Genomic DNA, 21,204 nt, shown 5'->3' with positions numbered 1-21,204 from the left:
CTCAGTGACGGGCTGGGTCAGCTCCCGACGAGCTGCCCACTGCGGCGCTTCTCCGCCGCCTCGATCGCGAGCAGCGCGACCTCGAGCTCAGCATCCGCCGCGCCCGCCTCGCGGCGGAGGAAGAGCGCCTGCTTGAGGCTCGTGCGCGCCTCGTCGAAATCGCCGGCGTCGTAGGCGTTCTTGCCGTGGTGCTGGTACGCGAAGGCGGCGATCGACGCCCAACCCTGGCCTTCGGCCTCGGATGCGCACGTCGCGAGCTCCTGCTCGGCGGCAGCATGTGCGCCTCGGTACTGCAGGATCGTCGCGTGCAGCACACGTGCGCGAATGACATCCTTGCGCGTGCCGGCCATCCGTGCCACACGCACCGATTCGTCGGAGAGGTTCAGCGCATCGTCGAGCTGGCCGAGCACCTTGAGCAGCCAGACCCGCTCCAGCAGTGCAGGCAGGCTGCGCTGCGATTCGATCTCGACCAGTCGCTGTGCGCACTCGACCTGATCGACCTGCTCACGAAGAGTCTCTGGATCGTAACCCTTGATGTAACCCATGTGCTCTCCTTCCGCTGCGGCCTCGCTCCAGTCTGCCTCTCGGATCTGCAGACGAGTCGGCGGCACGCCCCGGAGGGAGATTTCAGCGCAGGAAGATCGACGCGTCCGGCTTCGGCGACGCCACAGCATCCGCATCCGTGACGATGCGCGCGCCCTTCGCGAAGGCGGTGACCTCGGCGCCCTGCGCGATCTTCGCCGGGTGGGGACCGGCCGCCAGCATCCGCGGCAGCCATTCGGTCGGCAGGGGAGACGCGGATGCCGCGATGACGAGGTTCCCGAACCGACGGCCCTTCAGCACCTGAGTGTCGGCCAGCAGCGCGACCTCGGGGAGCACATGCGCGATCGTGGCGACCTGGCGCCTCGCGAAAGCGAGTCCGGGGCCGTCGGCGACGTTGACGAGAAGCACTCCGGTCGGAGCGAGGAGCCCCGACAGCTCGCGATAGAACTCGACGCTGGTGAGGTGAGCGGGCGTCTGCGCACCGGAGTAGACGTCCGAGACGACGAGATCGCAGGCACCGCTGAGTGCGGGGGGCAGCCTCTGCGCCCCCGCGCGTGCATCTCCGATCCGGATCCTGATCGACGCCCCGCGCGGCAGCGGCAGGTGCTCGCGCACAAGGGCCGCGAGCGGCGCTTCCCACTCGATCACCTGCTGACGCGATCCCGGCCTTGTGGCCTCGATGTAGCGGGGGATGGTCAGTGCACCGGCACCGAGGTGCACGGCGGTCAGCGGCGCCCCCGCTGTGGTCAGCTGATCGATCACCGCCCCCATGCGCACGACGTACTCGAAGTGCAGATGCGTCGGGTCGTCGAGGTCGACGTGCGACTGGGGAGTGTCGTCGACGACCAGCTCGAAACCGCTCGTGAACTCCGAGGGCGAGATCACCGCTGTGCCGCCATGATCGAGCCGCGCCTGCGGATGCTCGGTGTCCTTCGCGCGCGTGCGTCCCATGCCCTGAGCCTATGCGCGAGGCACGTGTTACAGGTGTGTGACGATCATCCGCAGGAGTTGCAGGTATTTTGTTAGTGATGAATACTTTTTCCTGATCGGCATGCAACCGTTGCGCGCCGAGGCATTTTTCAATGAGGAGATTCACCAGATGAAGAAGCGCATTCTTCCCATCGTGGCGCTCGGCGTCACGGCAGCACTGGGCCTCGCCGCGTGTTCCGGCGACGCGGGCAACGGCTCGACCGACGGTGAGGATCAGACTCTCAGCGTCTGGATCATGCAGGGCACCAACCCTGACGCCACCGCTTTCCTCGACGAGGTCTCCTCGGCGTTCAAGGAGGAGACCGGCGCGACTGTCGAGTTCGAAGAGGTGCAGTGGGCAGACGCTCACGACCGCTTCGTGACCTCGATCGCCGGCGGCACCACCCCCGACATCGCCGAGACCGGCACCACCTGGACCGCTGAGTTCGCCGATGCCGGTGCGCTGCTGCCGATCGACGAGTACGTCGACGCCGAAGACGGCCTCCGCGACGACCTGGTCGAGGGCCTCGAAGTCGCCGGCACCTACGACGAAGAGCTCTACGGCATGCCGTGGTACGCCGGTGTCCGCTCGATCGTCTACCGCACCGACATCTTCGAAGAGCTCGGTCTCGAGGCGCCGAAGAGCTGGGACGACATCGTCGCCGCCGGTGAGGCCATCAAGGCCGCACACCCCGAGATGCTCGCGTTCCCGGTCGCCGGAGACTCCGAGTTCTTCGTGTACCCGTGGGTCTGGGGTGCAGGCGGAGAGATCGCCACGCTCGACGGCGACACCTGGACGAGCGAGCTCGACAGCAAGGAGTCGCAGGCCGGCATCCAGTTCTACACCGACCTGGCCACGACTCACGGCTTCTCCTCCGCAGGTGCCACCACCTGGAAGGAGACCGACGTCCGTGACGCGTTCACGCAGGGCAACGTCGCGATGATGCTGTCCGGCTCGTGGACGCCGAACGCGCTCATCGAGACCAACCCCGAGCTCGAGGGCAAGCTCGGCGCAGCGGTCATCCCCGGTGAGGACGGCGGCATCGCCCCGTCCGTGCTCGGCGGATCGCACCTGTCGATCTTCAACACCACGAAGAACGCCGACCTCGCATGGGAGTTCGTCCAGTTCATGACCACCGGCGAGTACGCCGAGCAGTGGGCTGAGCAGACCGGCTACTTCCCGGGCGTCGCCTCGGCGATGGAAGAGGCCCTCGCCTCGACCGACCCGCTGGTCGCACCGTTCGCGGAGCAGATGGTCGACGGCGGCGCATCCGTGCCGGTGACTCCGAACTTCGGCGCCGTCCAGGCGAAGAAGACCACCAACGCGATGATCCAGTCGATCCTCAGCGGGCAGAAGGACGTCGCCACCGCGACGAAGGACGCCGCAGCTGAGATGACCGAGCTGCTCAACCAGTAACAACCAGTTAGGCAATAACCCTCCATGTCGACGGTGCACGCACCGCTGCCGACACCCACGGAGGCGGGGGACACCCCCGCCTCCGTGGCCGGCGGCCGCCGATCCAATCGGTTCCTCTCCATCGCCAAGGCTCGCCCTTGGCTGCTTCTGGCCCCCGGCCTCGCCATCCTCGCAGTGCTCATGCTGTGGCCGCTGGTGCAGGTCTTCATCTACTCGCTGCAGGATTACGGGCTGCGACAGATCAACACAGGAGAGACCAACTTCATCGGCTTCGACAACTATGTCGAGGCGCTCACCAACCCGACCCTCTGGACTGTCGTCCTGCCGAACACCGTCGGCTTCGCCGCCGTCGCGGTGTTCGCCACCGTCGCCGTCGGCACCCTCGTGGCGCTGCTGCTGCAGCGACTGGGCACGACCTGGCGCGTGATCGTCTCCAGCTGCATCATGATCGCGTGGGCGATGCCCGCCGTCACCGGCACCTACGTGTGGACCTTCATCTTCGATGCCGACCGCGGCATCTTCAACGACATGCTGCGGAGCCTCGGCCTGATCGACGACTCGGTGAACTGGTTCACGAACCAGTGGTCGTTCTATGCGATCGTGCTGTTGAACGTCGTGCACCACGGCTTCCCATTCGTCGCGATCACGGTGCTCGCAGGGCTCCTGGGCGTCTCCAAGGAGATGCTCGAGGCAGCGGCCCTCGACGGCGCAGGCGCGTGGCGCCGGTTCTGGAGCATCATCTTCCCGACTCTGCGTCCGGTCTTCTCGGTCGTGATCATCCTGTCGACCATCTGGGACTTCAAGGTGTTCGCGCAGGTCTATCTGATGCCCGGCGGGGCCGGATCGAATCGCTCTGTGCTCAACCTCGGCGTCTGGTCGTATGTCGAATCGTTCGGGCAGAACCGCTACGGCTTCGGCGCCGCGCTCGCGGTGCTGCTGACGCTGGCGCTGATCGGCATCACGATCGTGTACATCCGCTCGCTCATGAAGGAGGACGAACTGTGAACCCGAACAACAAGTCCGTCCTGTCGAAGGTCGGAATCGGCGTCGCCGTCGCTGCGGTCCTGATCTTCACGCTGTTCCCGGTGTATTGGATGATCTCCAGCGCCTTCGACAAGAACGCCTCCAGCGGTGGGCGCTCGTTCTTCCCCGAAGAGCTCACGTTCGACCACTTCGCCTTCGTCTTCACCGAGGGCGGTTTCGGTGTGTTCCTGCGCAACTCCGCGATCGTCGCGCTCGTGACGGTGCTGGTGAGTGCGCTCGTCTGCCTGCTCGCCGCTGTCGCGGTGGCGCGGTTCAAGTTCAAGTTCCGCACGACCATCCTGATGATGATCCTCGTGGTGCAGATGGTGCCTCTCGAGGCGCTTGTCATCCCGCTGTTCCTGCAGGTGAAGAGCCTCGGACTGCTCAACAGCATCATCGGTCTGATGATCGTCTACGTCGCGCTCTCGCTCGCGTTCGGCATCTGGATGCTGCGCGGCTTCGTCGCCGCTGTGCCGGTCGAGCTGGAAGAGGCCGCGTACATCGACGGCGCGAGCTGGTGGCGCATGTTCCGCTCCGTGCTGCTGCCGCTGGTGATGCCGGGCCTCGTCGCCACGAGCATCTTCAGCTTCATCACCGCATGGAACGAGTTCATCTTCGCCATGACCATGCTCGGCGGTGCGAGTGACCAGTACACGGTCGCGATCGGTCTGAAGTCGTTCTTCGGCCTGTACTCGAACGACTGGGGCAGCATCATGGCTGCCTCGACGATCATCACGCTCCCCGTCATGATCTTCTTCGTCATCGTGCAGCGCCGGCTCGCCAGCGGCATGGTCGCGGGAGCAGTGAAGGGATGACGGACGAGCTCACCCGACTCGCCAACAGCGTGCTGTGGCCGGGGTTCTTCGGAACGTCGTTGAGCGGTGCCGGGGCTCCGGCATGGCTGCGCACCGCGCTCGAGGACGACCTCGCAGGCGTCGTGTACTTCGGCCAGAACATCTCGGCTGAGCTTCCCGCGCTCAGCGCCGAGATCCGTGCGGCGAACCCGCGTGCGCTGATCGGGATCGACGAAGAGGGCGGCAGCGTCACCCGGCTCGAGGTCGGCACCGGCTCGACGCTTCCCGGCGCCGCGCAGCTCGGCATCGTCGACGACATCGCCGCGAGCGAGGCCACCGGCGCCGAACTCGCCCGGCGGGCACGTGCGGCAGGCATCAACGTGGTGCTGGGCCCTGTGGCCGACGTGAACACCGATCCGCGCAACCCGGTGATCGGCGTGCGCTCGTTCGGGGCGGATGCCGCGCTGGTCTCACGTCATGTCACAGCGACCGTCGAAGGCCTTCAGGGTGGGGGAGTCGCGGCATGTGTGAAGCACTTCCCCGGCCACGGCGACACCCACCTCGACTCGCACCATGCGCTGCCGGTCATCACGCTGGACCCTGCCGAGATCGACGACGTGCATCTCGCGCCGTTCCGAGCGGCGATCGCCGCGGGCGCCGACTCGATCATGACCGCGCACATCGTCGTCCCCGCGTGGGGTGAACGCCCGGCGACGCTGAACCCCGTGGTGCTCGGGCGACTGCGTCAGATGGGGTTCGACGGTGTCATCATCACCGACGCGCTCGACATGGCCGCGGTGCGCGAGTCGGTCGGCATCGGCGGGGGTGCCGTGCAGGCGCTCGCGGCCGGCGCCGATCTGCTGTGCATCGGCAACCCGACCAACCCTGGCGCCGCCGCCCTCGCCGATCAGGATGAGATCGACTACCTCACCGCGCGCGAGGCGATCGTCGCGGCGCTCCGCGACGGCACCCTGCCGCGCGAGCGCGTCGAGGAGGCGCGCAATCGGGTACGGACTCTGGCGGCGAAGCTCGCTGATGCTCTGCCGGACGCCGCAGCTGCAGCGGCGACCTATGATGCCGCGGTCATCGTCCAGCGCGCCCTGCGGCTCACCGGCGTGACCGACGAGACGACGGATGCCGCGGCATCCGCTCTTTCCGTCATCGACGCGCGCCGACGCTCGACGCTCGCGGTCGACAGTGCTGCCTCGTATGTCGCAGACGGGCTCGCCGGCGACGGGTTCCGTGTGCGGCTCGATGTCGATCGGGCGACGGACGAGGAGCGGGATGCTGCGCTGAGTGCGGCGCTCGCGACCGAAGGACGCCTCGTGCTGCTGATCGACCGTCCCGATGTCGCAGACGCGCAGCGCGCGCTCGTGGAACTCGCAGCCGCCCGTGATCCGAAGGCCGTCGTGGTGAATGTGGGCCTGCCGGCCCGGCATCCGCTGCTTCTCCCGACCGTCGAGGTCGCCGCCGCGAGCCGCGTCGGCGCCGAAGCCGCCCGGGCCCTGCTGCTCGGGCGCTGACGGTCCGGGTCAGCGCAGGTTGCCCGCCGAGCAGGTCTCCTGCTCCACGGTCACGCCGGTGATCTCACTCGGAAGAACCGCCCGTTCTTCGTCGGGGGTGGACGTCGGATCCGGGGCCGGTTCGGCGGACGGAGTCACTTCTTCGACCCCCTCGTTCGGACTCACGCCGCCGGTCAGCTCCAGCGGCTGATTCGCTTCCAGAGCCGCGAACAGAGCCGCGGCGGCATCCTCGTCGGCGACCACGCGATCCGGATCCTCCGGGTCGGTCAGAGTCGGAAACTGCACGAACACGAAGTCGCTGAACGGCACGTCGCGGATCGCGAGGGCCAGCTGTCCGAGCCTCAACGGATTGGACAGCTCGGCACTGGGGACGATGTTCTCGGCGACCGTGTTCGCCAGCCTCAGGACGGTCGCCGGGTTGCCGAGCACGTCGGCGCTGAGGATCTTCTTCGCCAGTCGTGACATGTACTGCTGCTGGTTCGAGATGCGGGCGAGGTCGCTCTCATCTCCCACCCCGTGCCGGGTGCGCAGGAACTGCAGCGCCTCCACGCCCTGTACCGTGTGCATTCCGGCGGGTAGGTTCAAGCCGGTGTGCTCATCGCTCAGCCCGGGTTCGGCGATGCAGATGTCCACGCCGCCGATCGCGTTCGTCATCTCGATGACGCCGTCGAAGCTGAGTTTCGCGGCGAATCCGACCGGGAAACCGGTCAGTTCGCCGACCGTCTTCGCGACGCAGGAGAGCCCCGCATGCGCGAACACGGTGTTCAAAGGCTGCTTGCTCATCTCAGACGCCTCGGACCCGTCTTCGTGCGTGCACGAGGGCACCCTGAGCATCAGGTCGCGCGGAAACGAGATGACCGTCACGCGGCGCGGATTCTCCGAGACATGGACCAGCAGGTTCGCGTCATTGAGCGGGCCCTCCTCGCCTTCGCACCGCTCGCCGAGGTACTGCCTCGAGATCTCTCCGCACTCGTCCGTGCCGGTCAGGAGCAGGTCGAAGGCGCCAGGGAACTCGCCGAGCGCCGGCGGAGCGATGTCCGGCGCGCCTTCGAGGGCGACGGAATCCGCTGTCGCCCTCGTGGCGAGGTCGATCACGACGAATGCGGTCACGGCGATCGCGGCGACCAGAACTGCGCCGAGTGCGGCGCCTAGGAGCTTCAGCCCGGTGGTTGTCCGCGTCGGCGACGACAGCGTCGCGTGGCGAGCGACCGTCGAGCGCTGGAGCGCGTCAGGCAGCTTCTTCATCCGTTGTCCTCCGATCCTGCCTGACGGTAACACGCAGCCGTTACGCAGCTGATACCGGATCGCAACACAGATGCGTTTGGATTCCAGGAGCGTGCTGGGTAACGTCATCTGCATCACCGTGTAGCGGAGCGACGACGCCCCGGCACGCGCAATGAAGCGCCCCAACAGGGAAGGTACACAGCATGCACCACACATCCATGCGCCGGCGAGGGCTCATCGCCGTCACCGGCACCGCGATCGCAGCGATGCTGCTCGCGGGCTGCGTCGCCAGCGACCGCGGCGACGACACCGGAGATGCGGAAGGCGACGTCGACAGCACGTTCGTCTTCGCGGCATCCTCCGACCCGGCCAGCCTCGACCCCGCCTTCGCTCAGGACGGCGAGACCTTCCGCGTCTCACGCCAGATCTTCGAAGGCCTCGTCGGCACCGAACCCGGCACGGCAGACCCCGCACCACTGCTCGCAGAGTCGTGGGAGCCGTCTGACGACAACCTGTCGTACACCTTCGCTCTCAAGGAGGGCGTCACCTTCCATGACGGCACACCGTTCAACGCTGAGGCCGTCTGCGTCAACTTCGACCGCTGGTACAACTGGACCGGCCTCGCGGCTTCGGAGGCCTTCGGCTACTACTACAACAAGCTGTTCCACGGGTACGCGTCCAACCCTGCAGACGCGGTGTACAAGTCCTGCACACCCGATGGCGACAACAGCGTCACGATCGAACTGAACAAGCCGTTCGCCGGATTCATCCCGGCGCTCTCGCTGCCGGCATTCGCGATGCAGAGCCCCGCAGCCCTGCAGGAGTTCGCCGCCGACGAGGTCGGTGGCTCGGCCGAGGCGCCTGCTCTGTCCGAGTACGCGATGGGGCACCCGGTCGGCACCGGCCCGTTCCAGTTCGACGAGTGGGCACCCGGTGAGCAGGTCACGCTGAAGTCCTACCCCGACTACTGGGGCGAGAAGGGCCAGATCGAGCAGATCATCTTCCGCACGATCGACGACCCGACCGCACGCCGCCAGTCGCTCGAGGCCGGCGACATCGACGGCTACGACCTGGTCGGTCCCGCCGACACGGCGGCTCTCGAAGAAGACGGCTTCACGATGGTGTCGCGTCCTCCGTTCACGATCCTGTACCTGGCGTTCAACCAGCAGATCCCCGAACTCCAGGACCCGAAGGTGCGCGAGGCGCTCTCGTACGCGATCGACAAGGATGCGCTGATCAGCCAGGTGCTGCCCGAGGGCACGCAGAAGGCGACGCAGTTCATCCCCGAGGTCGTCAACGGCTACAACGAAGACGTCACGACGTACGAGTACGACGTCGACAAGGCGAAGGCGCTGCTGGCCGAGGCCGGCTACGACGAGGCCAACCCGCTGAAGCTGACCTTCAACTACCCCGTCAACGTCTCGCGTCCGTACATGCCGGACCCCGAGCAGATCTTCACGGTGCTGTCCTCGCAGCTCGCTGAAGCCGGCGTCGAGACGACCCCGGTCTCGGAGGAGTGGGTCGAGTACCTCGACCGCACCACCGGCACAGCGGATCACGGCATCCACCTGCTCGGCTGGACCGGTGACTACAACGACACCGACAACTTCGTCGGCGTCTTCTTCGGCGCGCAGAGCTCGGAGTGGGGCTTCGACAACCCGGAGCTGTTCTCGGCGCTGTCGGAGGCGCGTGGCGTCGCCGACCTCGACGAGCAGACCGGTCTATACGAGAACATCAACGAGATGGTCGCCGAGTTCATCCCCGGCGTCCCGCTCGCGCATCCCGCTCCCACCCTGGCCTTCGACTCCCGGGTCGAGAGCTACCCTGCCAGCCCGGTGAACGACGAGGTCTTCACGGACATCGTCCTCACCAAGTAAGGGTTCACGCGAGGGTCACCCCTCTGATCGGAGTGATCAGAGGGGTGACCCTCGCACCTGAAAAAGCTGGGAGTACTTCTTGCTGCGCACCATCGGCAGGCGACTGCTGTTCCTCATTCCCACCCTGTTCGGCCTGAGCATCCTGCTCTTCGCCTGGGTCAGAGCCCTCCCCGGCGGGCCGGCCGTCGCTCTTCTCGGAGAGAAGGCGACCCCCGACGCGATCGAACGGGTCAACAAGCTCTACGGGTTCGACCGGCCCCTCATCGAGCAGTACTTCGTCTGGATCGGACGGCTGCTGCAGGGCGACTTCGGCACGTCGATCCAGACGAACCGTCCGGTGCTGGAGGAGTTCTTCCGCCGGTTCCCCGCGACGATCGAACTGTCGATCGCGGCGCTGATCATCGCGATCGGCGTCGGCGTCCCGCTCGGCTACTGGGCCGCGCGTCGCCACGGCAGGCTCAGCGATCACGCCGCCGTCGTGCTGAGCCTGGTCGGCATCACTATCCCGGTGTTCTTCCTCGCGTTCATCCTGAAGTACATCTTCGCGGTGCAGCTCGACTGGCTTCCGGCCGACGGCAGGCAGAGTCCGCGCATCGATGCCACCCATCCCACCGGGTTCTACGTGTGGGACGGCATCATCACCGGGGAGTTCGACGCCTCGTGGGACGCGATCCTGCATCTGATCCTCCCCGCGCTCGCGCTCGGCACGATCCCGCTTGCGATCATCGTGCGCATCACCAGGGCCAGCGTCCTCGAAGTGCAGAACGCCGACTATGTGCGCACCGGCCGGGCGAAGGGGGTCGCGAACTCGACGTTGCGCGGACGATTCATCCTGCGCAACGCCCTGCTTCCCGTCGTCACGACGATCGGACTGCAGACCGGTCTGCTGATCTCGGGCGCGGTTCTGACCGAGACCGTGTTCGCCTATCCGGGAATCGGATCGTTCCTGGCCAGGGCGATCTTCACACGTGACTTCCCCGTGCTGCAGGGCTTCATCATCTTCATCGCGATCGCGTACGCACTGATCAACCTCGCGGTGGACGTCTCCTACAGCCTGATCGACCCGAGAGTGAGGGTCCAATGAGCATTCCCCTTCCCCCCGCGCAGGGTGGCGAGATCATCGATACTGTCGCCCTCGCCCAGACCGAGCTGAAGGACAGCGGCGGCGGCTTCTGGAGTGACGTCTTCCGGCGCCTCCGTCGCAGCCCGACCGCATGGACCGGTGCAGTGATCGTGCTGCTGTTCCTGCTCGTCGCGGCGCTGGCGCCGATTCTCGCGCCCTATCCGGAGACCGCGCTCCCCGGTGCGAAGTTCATCACGCCGACCAACATCCCCGGGCCAGGCGAGCTGCCCGAGTTCCCGTTGGGCCTTGACCGCTTCGGCGGCGACGTGCTGTCCAAACTCATCTGGGGTGCTCAGGCCTCGCTGATGGTCGGCGTCGTCTCCACCGCGATGGGACTGGTCGGCGGCATGATCCTAGGATTGCTCGCCGGCACGTTCGGGGGCTGGGTCGACACCGTCATCATGCGCATCGTCGACATCATCCTCTCGGTGCCGAACCTGCTGCTCGCCGTCTCGATCGCGGCGATCCTCGGCCAGACGCCGTACGCGGTGATGATCGCGATCGGTGCGTCTCAGGTGCCGATCTTCGCGCGACTGCTTCGCGCGTCGATGCTGCAGCAGCGCTCGAGCGACTACGTGCTCTCGGCGCAGACGCTCGGTCTCGGGCGTGGCCGCATCACGATGTCGCACGTGCTGCCGAACGCGATCGGACCGGTCATCGTGCAGGGCACGCTGACGCTCGCCACCGCCGTGATCGACGCGGCGGCGCTCTCCTTCCTCGGACTCGGCGGCGGACGCCCCGAGACAGCAGAGTGGGGGCGGATGCTGACCTACGCGCAGAGCGAGCTGGCGATCGCGCCGTGGCTGGCTTTCTTCCCCGGCATCTGCATCGCGGTAACCGCTCTCGGCTTCACGCTGTTCGGTGAATCGCTGAGGGAGTCGATGGACCCGAGGACGAGGGCGCGCTGACATGAGCAAGGAACAACAGAGCATGAGCACTCCGCTGCTGTCGGTCGAGGGACTCGCCGTCGACTTCAACACCACCGACGGCGTCGTGCACGCCGTCGAGGGCGTCGACCTCGAGATATCCGAGGGCGAGACCGTCGCGATCGTGGGGGAGTCCGGGTCGGGCAAATCCACGACCGCCATGGCGATCATCGGGCTCCTCGCCGGTGGCGGACGCATCGCCGCCGGCAGCATCCGTCTCGACGGCCGTGAGATCTCGAAGGCCCCCGAGCACGAGATGCGCGCGATCCGCGGGCGTCACATCGGCCTCGTGCCGCAGGATCCGATGTCGAACCTCAACCCGGTCGCGAAGATCGGCACGCAGGTCGCCGAGACTCTGCTCGCGCATGGCCTCGCGAACCGGCAGAACGTCTCCGCCAAGGTCGTCGAGGCTCTCGAGGCCGCCGGCCTGCCAGACGCGGCGAAGCGCGCCAAGCAGTACCCGCACGAGTTCTCCGGCGGCATGCGGCAGCGCGCGCTGATCGCGATCGGGCTCGCGTGCAAGCCGCGGCTGCTGATCGCGGACGAGCCGACCAGTGCGCTGGATGTCACCGTGCAGCAGACGATCCTCGACCAGATCGGCACGATGACCCGCGAGCTCGGCACGGCAGTGCTGCTGATCACGCACGATCTGGGTCTGGCCGCAGAGCGCGCCGAACGCGTCATCGTGATGCATCGAGGCAAGGTCGTCGAACAGGGCGCTGCGAAGCAGATTCTCGAAGACCCGCAGCATCCGTACACGCAGTCGCTGGTCAAGGCCGCGCCGTCGGTCGCGATCGCACGCCTGCGGCCGGAGGCGTTCACCTCTCCGAAGGAAGCTCCCAGTGCGGCCGACACCACACCCACCGACAACATCGTCGAGTTCGAGAACCTCACGAAGGTGTACCCGGTGCGGGGCAGGGGCGACGACTTCGTCGCGGTGAACGACGTGTCGCTCGTGATCCCGCGCGGCGAGACAGTTGCGATCGTCGGCGAGTCAGGTTCGGGCAAGACCACGACGGCGCGGATGCTGTTGAAGGTGATCGAGCCGACCAGCGGGCTGATCAGGTTCGAGGGCAAGGACATCTCCACCCTCAGCCGCGCCGAGACGCGTGACTTCCGTCAGCGGGTGCAGCCGATCTTCCAGGATCCGTATTCGAGTCTGAACCCGATGTTCACGATTGAACGGCTGATCGCTGAGCCGCTGGAGTTCTACCGGCGGGGGAGCGGTTCCGATCGGCGGAAGCGGGTGCGGCAGCTGCTCGACGACGTGGCGCTGCCGCAGTCGATGCTGCGGCGCTACCCGTCCGAGCTGTCCGGAGGCCAGCGCCAGCGCGTCGCGATCGCGAGGGCCCTGGCGCTCTCGCCCGATCTGATCGTGTGCGACGAGCCGGTCTCGGCGCTGGACGTGCTCGTGCAGGACCAGATCCTCAGACTGCTCGGCGACCTGCAGCGCGAGTACGGACTCAGCTATCTGTTCATCTCGCACGACCTCGCGGTCGTGCGACTGATCAGCGACTACGTCTGCGTGATGAAGGACGGGTCTCTCGTGGAGGCAGCGACGTCCGAGGAGATCTTCACGAACCCGCGCGATGCCTACACGCGACGCCTGCTCGCATCGATTCCCGGCAACGAACTCAACATCGCCTGACCGCTCTCCTCCCACCACGGAGGCCTCGTCCGCAGAACCTCTTGTGCCCGCATGCCCGCGGGTCTACCGTCTGTGCTGTGCGGCGACGGTGCCGCATCGTGCCGCCGGCGACGGCGGCCGATTCCTCTGGGGTTGGGAAACAGGATGAAGAAGACAGCAGCAAGTGCTGCGCTGGCGCTGATGCTCGTGCTCGGTGGCGGCAGTGCGGCGATGGCCGGAGAGTACGACGGTCAGGGCGGCGACGTGCGGGGTGGGGACAAAGCGCAGTCGGCGTGCCACTTCTCGGGACGCGATCTGCCCGACGACGTCGAAGGCAATCCGCCCGGGTTCGACGACGACATGATCACCGGCGGTCACGTGCAGACCTACGGTCAGATCGTGCGCGCCGGCGGCAAGGGCATGGCGCCCAGTCCCGGGATGGCCTGCCGTGGGAACGCGGAGGGCGAGGGGTAACTGCACGCCCCGACCGGCATCGCCTCCCTCATGAGGCGATGCCCGTCGGGGTCTTTTACCGCAGCATCCGGAATTGGTCAAGGACTCCGCTTGCCATGTCGTGAAATCGGACGTATAGTTGTTCTTTGCGCCTCGGTTCTCCCTGCCCTCATATGGTGGTCGGCAGATGTTGAGCACACGAGTGCGCACTCCACCTGACGACAAAGGAATCGAGAAGCCCTGCGGGGCTCACGGAGGTTATTCCCTTGGCTGCTGCTCGCAACGCATCCACATCCACCACCAACAAGAACGGACGCGGAGCTTCCCGTCTTTCGTTCGCCAAGATCTCCGACACGCTGACGGTCCCTGACCTTCTCGCGCTGCAGACGGAGTCCTTCGACTGGCTCGTCGGCAACGACGCCTGGAAGGCTCGTCTCGCAGAAGGTAAGAAGGCCGGTCGCAAGGATCTCAACGAGTTCAGCGGTCTGGAGGAGATCTTCGAGGAGATCTCTCCGATCGAAGACCTCAGCGAGACGATGCAGCTGAGCTTCACCAACCCGTACCTCGAGCCTGAGAAGTACTCGATCGACGAGTGCAAGGAGCGTGGCAAGACCTACGCTGCTCCGCTGTACGTCGAGGCCGAGTTCATGAACCACCAGACCGGTGAGATCAAGACTCAGACCGTCTTCATGGGTGACTTCCCGCTGCAGACCAGCCGCGGAACCTTCATCATCAACGGCACCGAGCGTGTCGTCGTGTCCCAGCTGGTGCGCTCGCCGGGTGTCTACTTCGACAAGACCCCCGACAAGACCTCCGACAAGGACATCGTGTCCGCTCGCGTCATCCCGAGCCGTGGTGCATGGCTCGAGTTCGAGATCGACAAGCGCGACCAGGTCGGCGTGCGCATCGACCGCAAGCGCAAGCAGTCCGTCACCGTCTTCCTCAAGGCGCTGGGCATGACCAGCGAGGAGATCCTCGTCGAGTTCGCCGGGTACCCCTCCATCGAGGAGACCCTGGCGAAGGACACCATCCTCACCAAGGAAGATGCGCTGCGCGACATCTACCGCAAGCTCCGTCCGGGCGAGCAGGTCGCCGCTGAGGCTGCCCGCGCACTGCTGGACAACTTCTACTTCAACGCGAAGCGCTACGACCTCGCGAAGGTCGGTCGCTACAAGATCAACCAGAAGCTGGGCCTGAACCAGCCGCTGGACTCCTCGGTTCTGACCGTCGAGGACATCGTCGGGACCATCAAGTACCTCGTGCGTCTGCACCGCGGCGACGAGACCTTCGAGGGTCTCCGCAGCGGCAAGAAGGCCGAGATCCGCATGTCGACCGACGACATCGACAACTTCGGCAACCGTCGCATCCGCGCCGTCGGCGAGCTCATCCAGAACCAGGTCCGCACGGGGCTTTCCCGTATGGAGCGCGTCGTCCGCGAGCGCATGACCACGCAGGACATCGAGGCGATCACGCCGCAGACCCTGATCAACGTGCGTCCTGTCGTCGCGGCGATCAAGGAGTTCTTCGGAACGTCGCAGCTGTCGCAGTTCATGGATCAGAACAACCCGCTCGCGGGCCTGACCCACAAGCGCCGCCTCTCGGCGCTGGGCCCGGGTGGTCTGTCCCGTGACCGCGCAGGCGTCGAGGTCCGTGACGTTCACCCGTCGCACTACGGCCGCATGTGCCCGATCGAGACTCCTGAAGGCCCGAACATCGGTCTGATCGGCTCGCTCGCGACCTTCGCGCGCATCAACTCCTTCGGTTTCATCGAGACCCCTTACCGTCGCGTCGTAGGCGGCCAGGTCACGGATGACATCGACTACCTGACCGCCTCTGAGGAGAACGACTTCATCGTCGCTCAGGCCAACGCGCCTCTCAAGGCCGACGGTCACTTCCGCGAAGAGCGCGTCCTGGCCCGCCGCCCCGGCGGCGAGGTCGACGTGTTCGCGCCGGCGGAGATCGGCTACATGGACGTCTCGCCGCGCCAGATGGTGTCGGTCGCGACCTCGCTCGTACCGTTCCTCGAGCACGATGACGCTCAGCGCGCGCTCATGGGCGCCAACATGCAGCGTCAGGCTGTGCCGCTGCTGCGCAGCGACTCGCCTCTGGTCGGAACCGGTATGGAGGGCTACGCGGCCATCGATGCCGGCGACGTCATCAGTGCCGACAAGGCCGGTGTGGTCACCGAGGTCTCCGCAGACCGCGTCGTGCTCCAGCTGGATGAGGGTGGAACCAAGGAGTACTACCTCCGCAAGTTCGACCGCTCCAACCAGGGCACGTCGTACAACCAGAAGGTTCTCGTCTCGGCTGGCGAGCGCGTCGAGGTCAACGAGGTCATCGCTGATGGCCCCGCCACCCAGAACGGTGAGCTCGCGCTCGGCAAGAACCTGCTGGTCGCGTTCATGACGTGGGAGGGCTACAACTTCGAGGATGCGATCATCCTCAGCCAGGACCTCGTGAAGGACGACACCCTCTCTTCGATTCACATCGAGGAGTACGAGGTCGACTCCCGCGACACGAAGCTCGGCAAGGAGGAGATCACCCGTGACCTCCCCAATGTCAGCCCTGAGCTGCTGAAGGACCTCGACGAGCGCGGCATCATCCGCATCGGCGCCGAGGTCCGCCCCGGCGACATCCTCGTCGGCAAGGTCACGCCGAAGGGCGAGACCGAGCTGTCGGCCGAGGAGCGCCTGCTCCGCGCGATCTTCAACGAGAAGAGCCGCGAGGTCCGTGACACCTCTCTGAAGGTGCCCCACGGTGAGCAGGGCACGATCATCGCCGTCAAGGAGTTCAACGCCGAAGACGGAGATGACGAGCTCGGTTCCGGCGTCAACCGCCGCGTCGTGGTCTACATCGCCCAGAAGCGCAAGATCACCGAGGGCGACAAGCTCGCCGGTCGTCACGGCAACAAGGGTGTCATCGCCAAGATCCTGCCGATCGAGGACATGCCGTTCCTTCCGGACGGCACCCCGGTCGACATCGTCCTGAACCCGCTCGGAATCCCGGGTCGAATGAACTTCGGCCAGGTGCTGGAGACCCACCTCGGGTGGATCGCCAAGCAGGGCTGGAAGGTCGAGGGCAACCCGGAGTGGGCGACGAACCTGCCGAAGGATGCGTTCGAGGCTGCCCCTGGCACCAAGGTCGCGACCCCGGTGTTCGACGGTGCGGAAGAGCAGGAGATCGCAGGTCTCCTCGACTCCACGCTGCCGACGCGTGACGGTGACCGCCTGATCGACTCGACCGGAAAGACGCAGCTGTTCGACGGCCGCTCCGGTGAGCCGTTCCCGGCGCCGATCTCGGTGGGCTACATGTACATCCTGAAGCTGCACCACCTGGTCGACGACAAGATCCACGCGCGTTCGACGGGACCGTACTCGATGATCACCCAGCAGCCGCTCGGTGGTAAGGCGCAGTTCGGTGGACAGCGCTTCGGTGAGATGGAGGTGTGGGCCCTCGAGGCCTACGGCGCCGCATACGCCCTCCAGGAGCTCCTCACGATCAAGTCCGACGACATCCTCGGCCGCGTCAAGGTGTACGAGGCGATCGTCAAGGGCGAGAACATCCAGGAGCCCGGCATCCCCGAGTCGTTCAAGGTGCTCATGAAGGAGATGCAGTCGCTCTGCCTGAACGTCGAGGTCCTCTCGGCAGACGGAACGACGGTCAACCTCCGCGACACCGACGACGAGGCATTCCGCGCAGCGGAGGAGCTCGGTATCAACATCTCCAGCCGATTCGAGTCCGCCTCGATCGACGAGATCTGATCCGGCCGATAACGAATTCTTATTGAGACACAGGAGAACTAGTGCTCGAGTCAAACACTTTCGATGAGCTTCGCATCGGCCTGGCCACCGCTGAGGACATCCGCGGATGGTCATACGGTGAGGTCAAGAAGCCTGAGACCATCAACTACCGCACGCTCAAGCCCGAGAAGGACGGCCTCTTCGGAGAGCAGATCTTCGGACCGTCCCGCGACTGGGAGTGCGCCTGCGGTAAGTACAAGCGTGTCCGCTTCAAGGGCATCGTGTGCGAGCGCTGCGGCGTGGAGGTCACCAAGAGCTCCGTCCGTCGTGAGCGCATGGGCCACATCGAGCTCGCCGCGCCCGTCACCCACATCTGGTACTTCAAGGGTGTTCCGTCGCGCCTCGGATACCTGCTGGACATGGCACCGAAGGACCTGGAGAAGGTCATCTACTTCGCGGCCTACATGGTCATCTCGGTCGACGAGGATGCTCGTCACCGCGACCTGGCCACGCAGGAGAACAACATCCGCCTCGAGCTGAAGACGCTCGGGGACCGCCGCGACTCGAAGATCGCGGAGCGCCTTTCGCGTCTGGAAGAGGAACTCGCAGCCCTTGAGGCTGAGGGTGCCAAGGCCGACGCGAAGAAGAAGGTCAAGGATGCCGCCGAGAAGGAGATGACTCTCCTTCGCAAGGGCCACGACGAGCAGATCGCCAAGCTCGAGCGCGTGTGGGAAGACTTCCGCACGCTTCAGGTCGGCGCTCTTCGCCCCGAGGATGACGTCTTCCACGAGCTGCAGGACCGCTTCGGTCAGTACTTCGAGGCCCACATGGGCGCGGAGTCGATCCAGCGTCGCCTGGCAGCCTTCGACCTGAAGGCGGAGGCCGAGAGCCTGCACCTTCAGATCTCCGAGGGCAAGGGCCAGCGCAAGATCCGCGCGATCAAGCGCCTGAAGGTCGTCAACTCGTTCCTGGAGACCGGCATGAGCCCGGCATCCATGGTTCTCGATGTCGTTCCGGTCATCCCGCCGGAGCTGCGCCCGATGGTGCAGCTCGACGGTGGCCGCTTCGCCACCAGCGACCTCAACGACCTCTACCGTCGTGTGATCAACCGCAACAACCGTCTTCGTCGTCTGATCGACCTCGGTGCTCCCGAGATCATCGTCAACAACGAGAAGCGCATGCTGCAGGAGGCCGTCGACGCACTATTCGACAACGGCCGCCGTGGTCGCCCTGTGACCGGTACCGGCAACCGCGCCCTCAAGTCCCTCAGCGACATGCTGAAGGGCAAGCAGGGTCGTTTCCGCCAGAACCTGCTCGGAAAGCGCGTCGACTACTCGGGCCGTTCGGTCATCGTCGTCGGCCCGCAGCTGCAGCTGCACCAGTGTGGCCTCCCCAAGCAGATGGCTCTGGAGCTCTTCAAGCCGTTCGTGATCAAGCGTCTGATCGACCTCGGTCACTCGCAGAACATCAAGGCCGCCAAGCGTGCCGTCGAGCGCACCCGTCCCGAGGTCTGGGACGTGCTCGAGGAGATCATCCGCGAGCGTCCGGTGCTGCTCAACCGTGCACCCACCCTGCACCGCCTGGGCATCCAGGCCTTCGAGCCTCAGCTCGTTGAGGGCAAGGCCATCCAGCTGCACCCGCTCGTCTGCGCGGCGTTCAACGCCGACTTCGACGGTGACCAGATGGCTGTGCACCTGCCGCTGTCGGTCGAGGCTCAGGCCGAGGCCCGCGTGCTGATGCTCGCGTCGAACAACATCCTGAAGCCGTCTGACGGCCGTCCGGTCACCCTGCCTTCGCAGGACATGATCATCGGCCTCCACCACCTCACCGTGGTGAAGGCCGGCGCGAAGGGTGAGGGCCGTGCATTCGGCTCCGTCTCCGAGGCGATCCTCGCCAAGGACGAGGGCACCCTCGACCTGCAGGCGAAGGTCCGCATCCGAATCCACGGTCTGACCTTCCTCGAGGGCCAGGCTCCAGAGGGATACGAGCGCCACGGCCTCGTCGACGCTTCGCTGGGTCAGGCGATCTTCAACGCCACGCTCCCGAAGGGCTACCCCTTCGTGCGCGAGCCTGCCGACAAGGGCAAGCTGTCGCAGATCGTCAACAAGCTGGCCGAGGAGTACCCCAAGGTCGAGACGGCGGCGACGCTGGACCGCATCAAGGATGCCGGCTTCTACTGGGCCACTCGTTCGGGTGTGACCGTCGCGCTGAGCGACGTGCTCACGCCGCCGAATAAGAAGGAGATCGTCGCCAAGCACGAGAAGCTGGCTGCGAAGGTCCAGTCCCAGTACGAGAAGGGTCTCACCACCGACGCCGAGCGTCGTCAGGAGCTCATCAAGATCTGGACCGAGGCAACCGACGAGGTTCAGGTCGCGATGCGTGAGAACTTCCCTGAGGACAACACCATCAACCGCATGGTGTCCTCCGGTGCTCGTGGTAACTGGCTGCAGATCCGCAACATCGCGGGTATGCGTGGTCTGGTGAACAACCCCAAGGGTGAGATCATCCCGCGTCCGATCATCTCCTCGTACCGCGAGGGTCTGTCGGTGGCGGAGTACTTCATCGCGACGCACGGTACCCGTAAGGGTCTGGCTGACACCGCTCTGCGTACCGCCGACTCGGGTTACCTGACCCGTCGTCTGGTGGATGTCTCGCAGGACGTCATCATCCGCGAAGAGGACTGTGGCACGTCGAAGGGCCTCGAGCTCCCGATCGCCGCTCCGAACTCGCAAGGCGCGCTCGTGCGCGACGCGAACGTCGAGAACTCGGTGTTCGCTCGTACGCTGGCCGCTGATGTGGTCGACAGCAAGGGCGAGGTTCTCGCCTCTGCCGGCGATGACGTCGGAGACGTTCTGATCGACAAGCTCGTCGAGCTCGGTGTCGACGCCATCAAGGTGCGCTCCGTGCTGACCTGCGACTCGGCTGTCGGCGTCTGCGCGCAGTGCTACGGCCGTTCGCTGGCGACGGGTAAGACCGTCGACATCGGCGAGGCCGTCGGCATCATCGCGGCGCAGTCGATCGGTGAGCCCGGTACCCAGCTGACGATGCGTACGTTCCACACCGGTGGTTCGGCATCTGCAGATGACATCACCCAGGGTCTGCCCCGTGTGCAGGAGCTCTTCGAGGCTCGTACGCCGAAGGGCGCATCGCCGATCGCCGAGGCCGATGGCCGCATCACGATCGACGAGACCGACAAGGCCAAGAAGGTCATCCTCACGCCCGACAACGGCGATGAGGAGGTCATCTACCCGGTGCTGAAGCGTGCGACGCTTCTCGTCGAGGACGGCCAGCACGTCACGGTCGGTCAGCCGATCCTGGTGGGCACGCTGGACCCCAAGGAGGTCATGCGTGTCATGGGTGCCCGCGAGGTGCAGCGTTACCTCGTCGGCGGCGTCCAGGGCGTCTACCGCTCGCAGGGTGTGCCGATCCACGACAAGCACATCGAGGTCATCGTCCGTCAGATGCTCCGCAAGGTCACCGTCGTCGATCACGCCGACACGACCCTGCTCCCGGGTGAGATGGTCGACCTCAAGCGCTACCAGGCGATCAACCGTGCGGCTGTCGCCGAGGGCAAGCGTCCGGCATCCGGTCGTTCGGAGCTGATGGGTATCACGAAGGCGTCGCTTGCGACCGAGTCGTGGCTGTCGGCTGCGTCGTTCCAGGAGACGACTCGCGTGCTCACCGAGGCTGCCATGCAGGGCAAGCGCGACCCGCTGGTCGGTCTCAAGGAGAACGTCATCATCGGTAAGCTCATCCCCGCCGGAACGGGCCTCGCGAAGTACCGCGACGTCACGGTCGAGGCGACTGAGGAAGCCAAGAGCGAGCGCTACCCGAACCGGATCTTCGCATCCGACGGTGCGTACGCCGAGGGCGACTTCGGTTACGTCGACTTCGACGCGTTCTCGACGGATGACGTGACGCCCGGTACATACAACTGATTGAGGCGAGAGCCGAGCGAGCTTGCT

At 65.8% G+C, this 21,204-nt stretch carries 14 protein-coding genes; 11 read left to right on the top strand and 3 right to left on the bottom strand.

What is annotated here, in order from left to right; translation table 11 throughout:
- Positions 1-17 precede the first annotated feature (17 nt).
- The gene (locus HDC95_RS09775) at positions 18-545 is read right to left on the bottom strand and encodes a hypothetical protein (RefSeq protein ID WP_259063257.1); all 528 of its coding nucleotides are present in this window, start codon (positions 543-545) and stop codon (positions 18-20) included.
- An 82-nt stretch (positions 546-627) separates the two neighbouring features.
- Entirely contained in the window at positions 628-1,494 is an 867-nt protein-coding gene (locus HDC95_RS09770) for a spermidine synthase (protein WP_259063256.1), read from the bottom strand.
- Between the two features lie 148 nt (positions 1,495-1,642).
- Here HDC95_RS09770 and HDC95_RS09765 point away from each other — a divergent pair, with 148 nt between their 5' ends.
- The 4 genes from HDC95_RS09765 to HDC95_RS09750 are packed head-to-tail and all read left to right on the top strand — an operon-like array spanning position 1,643 to position 6,269.
- Positions 1,643-2,929, top strand: a complete 1,287-nt coding sequence (locus tag HDC95_RS09765) for a sugar ABC transporter substrate-binding protein (protein ID WP_259063255.1) — start codon at positions 1,643-1,645, stop codon at positions 2,927-2,929.
- Between the two features lie 24 nt (positions 2,930-2,953).
- Positions 2,954-3,934 (top strand): carbohydrate ABC transporter permease, encoded by a 981-nt coding sequence (locus HDC95_RS09760; RefSeq protein ID WP_259063254.1) that lies wholly within the window; start codon positions 2,954-2,956, stop codon positions 3,932-3,934.
- On the top strand, positions 3,931-4,767 hold the full coding sequence (locus tag HDC95_RS09755; protein ID WP_259063252.1) for a carbohydrate ABC transporter permease: 837 nt from the start codon (positions 3,931-3,933) through the stop codon (positions 4,765-4,767). Before HDC95_RS09760 ends, HDC95_RS09755 begins: the two co-directional genes overlap by 4 nt.
- Positions 4,764-6,269 (top strand): glycoside hydrolase family 3 protein, encoded by a 1,506-nt coding sequence (locus HDC95_RS09750; RefSeq protein ID WP_259063250.1) that lies wholly within the window; start codon positions 4,764-4,766, stop codon positions 6,267-6,269. The genes HDC95_RS09755 and HDC95_RS09750 overlap by 4 nt, the downstream gene beginning before the upstream one ends.
- A 9-nt stretch (positions 6,270-6,278) precedes the next feature.
- Here HDC95_RS09750 and HDC95_RS09745 read toward each other — a convergent pair whose 3' ends face one another.
- Positions 6,279-7,514 (bottom strand): LCP family protein, encoded by a 1,236-nt coding sequence (locus HDC95_RS09745; protein WP_259063249.1) that lies wholly within the window; start codon positions 7,512-7,514, stop codon positions 6,279-6,281.
- Positions 7,515-7,696: 182 nt separating this feature from the next.
- Here HDC95_RS09745 and HDC95_RS09740 point away from each other — a divergent pair, with 182 nt between their 5' ends.
- The 7 genes from HDC95_RS09740 (at position 7,697) to rpoC (ending at position 21,177) form a co-directional block, all read left to right on the top strand.
- The gene (locus tag HDC95_RS09740) at positions 7,697-9,370 is read left to right on the top strand and encodes an ABC transporter substrate-binding protein (RefSeq protein ID WP_259063248.1); all 1,674 of its coding nucleotides are present in this window, start codon (positions 7,697-7,699) and stop codon (positions 9,368-9,370) included.
- A gap of 79 nt (positions 9,371-9,449) precedes the next feature.
- Positions 9,450-10,454, top strand: a complete 1,005-nt coding sequence (locus tag HDC95_RS09735) for an ABC transporter permease (protein ID WP_259063247.1) — start codon at positions 9,450-9,452, stop codon at positions 10,452-10,454.
- On the top strand, positions 10,451-11,401 hold the full coding sequence (locus HDC95_RS09730; RefSeq protein WP_259063246.1) for an ABC transporter permease: 951 nt from the start codon (positions 10,451-10,453) through the stop codon (positions 11,399-11,401). Before HDC95_RS09735 ends, HDC95_RS09730 begins: the two co-directional genes overlap by 4 nt.
- A 22-nt stretch (positions 11,402-11,423) precedes the next feature.
- Complete coding sequence (locus HDC95_RS09725; RefSeq protein ID WP_259063245.1) at positions 11,424-13,067, top strand: ABC transporter ATP-binding protein; 1,644 nt, start codon at positions 11,424-11,426, stop codon at positions 13,065-13,067.
- A gap of 144 nt (positions 13,068-13,211) precedes the next feature.
- A complete protein-coding gene (locus tag HDC95_RS09720; RefSeq protein WP_259063244.1) occupies positions 13,212-13,520 on the top strand; it encodes a hypothetical protein in 309 nt (102 codons plus the stop codon).
- A gap of 245 nt (positions 13,521-13,765) precedes the next feature.
- Positions 13,766-17,260 (top strand): DNA-directed RNA polymerase subunit beta, encoded by a 3,495-nt coding sequence (locus HDC95_RS09715; protein WP_259063243.1) that lies wholly within the window; start codon positions 13,766-13,768, stop codon positions 17,258-17,260.
- A gap of 41 nt (positions 17,261-17,301) precedes the next feature.
- The gene (gene rpoC, locus HDC95_RS09710) at positions 17,302-21,177 is read left to right on the top strand and encodes a DNA-directed RNA polymerase subunit beta' (RefSeq protein WP_259063242.1); all 3,876 of its coding nucleotides are present in this window, start codon (positions 17,302-17,304) and stop codon (positions 21,175-21,177) included.
- The last annotated feature ends 27 nt before the right edge of the window (positions 21,178-21,204 follow it).

Origin of the sequence: Microbacterium sp. AK031, assembly GCF_024807145.1 — a bacterium.
Taxonomy (GTDB): domain Bacteria; phylum Actinomycetota; class Actinomycetes; order Actinomycetales; family Microbacteriaceae; genus Microbacterium.
This window is presented reverse-complemented; position numbering and strand designations above follow the sequence as displayed.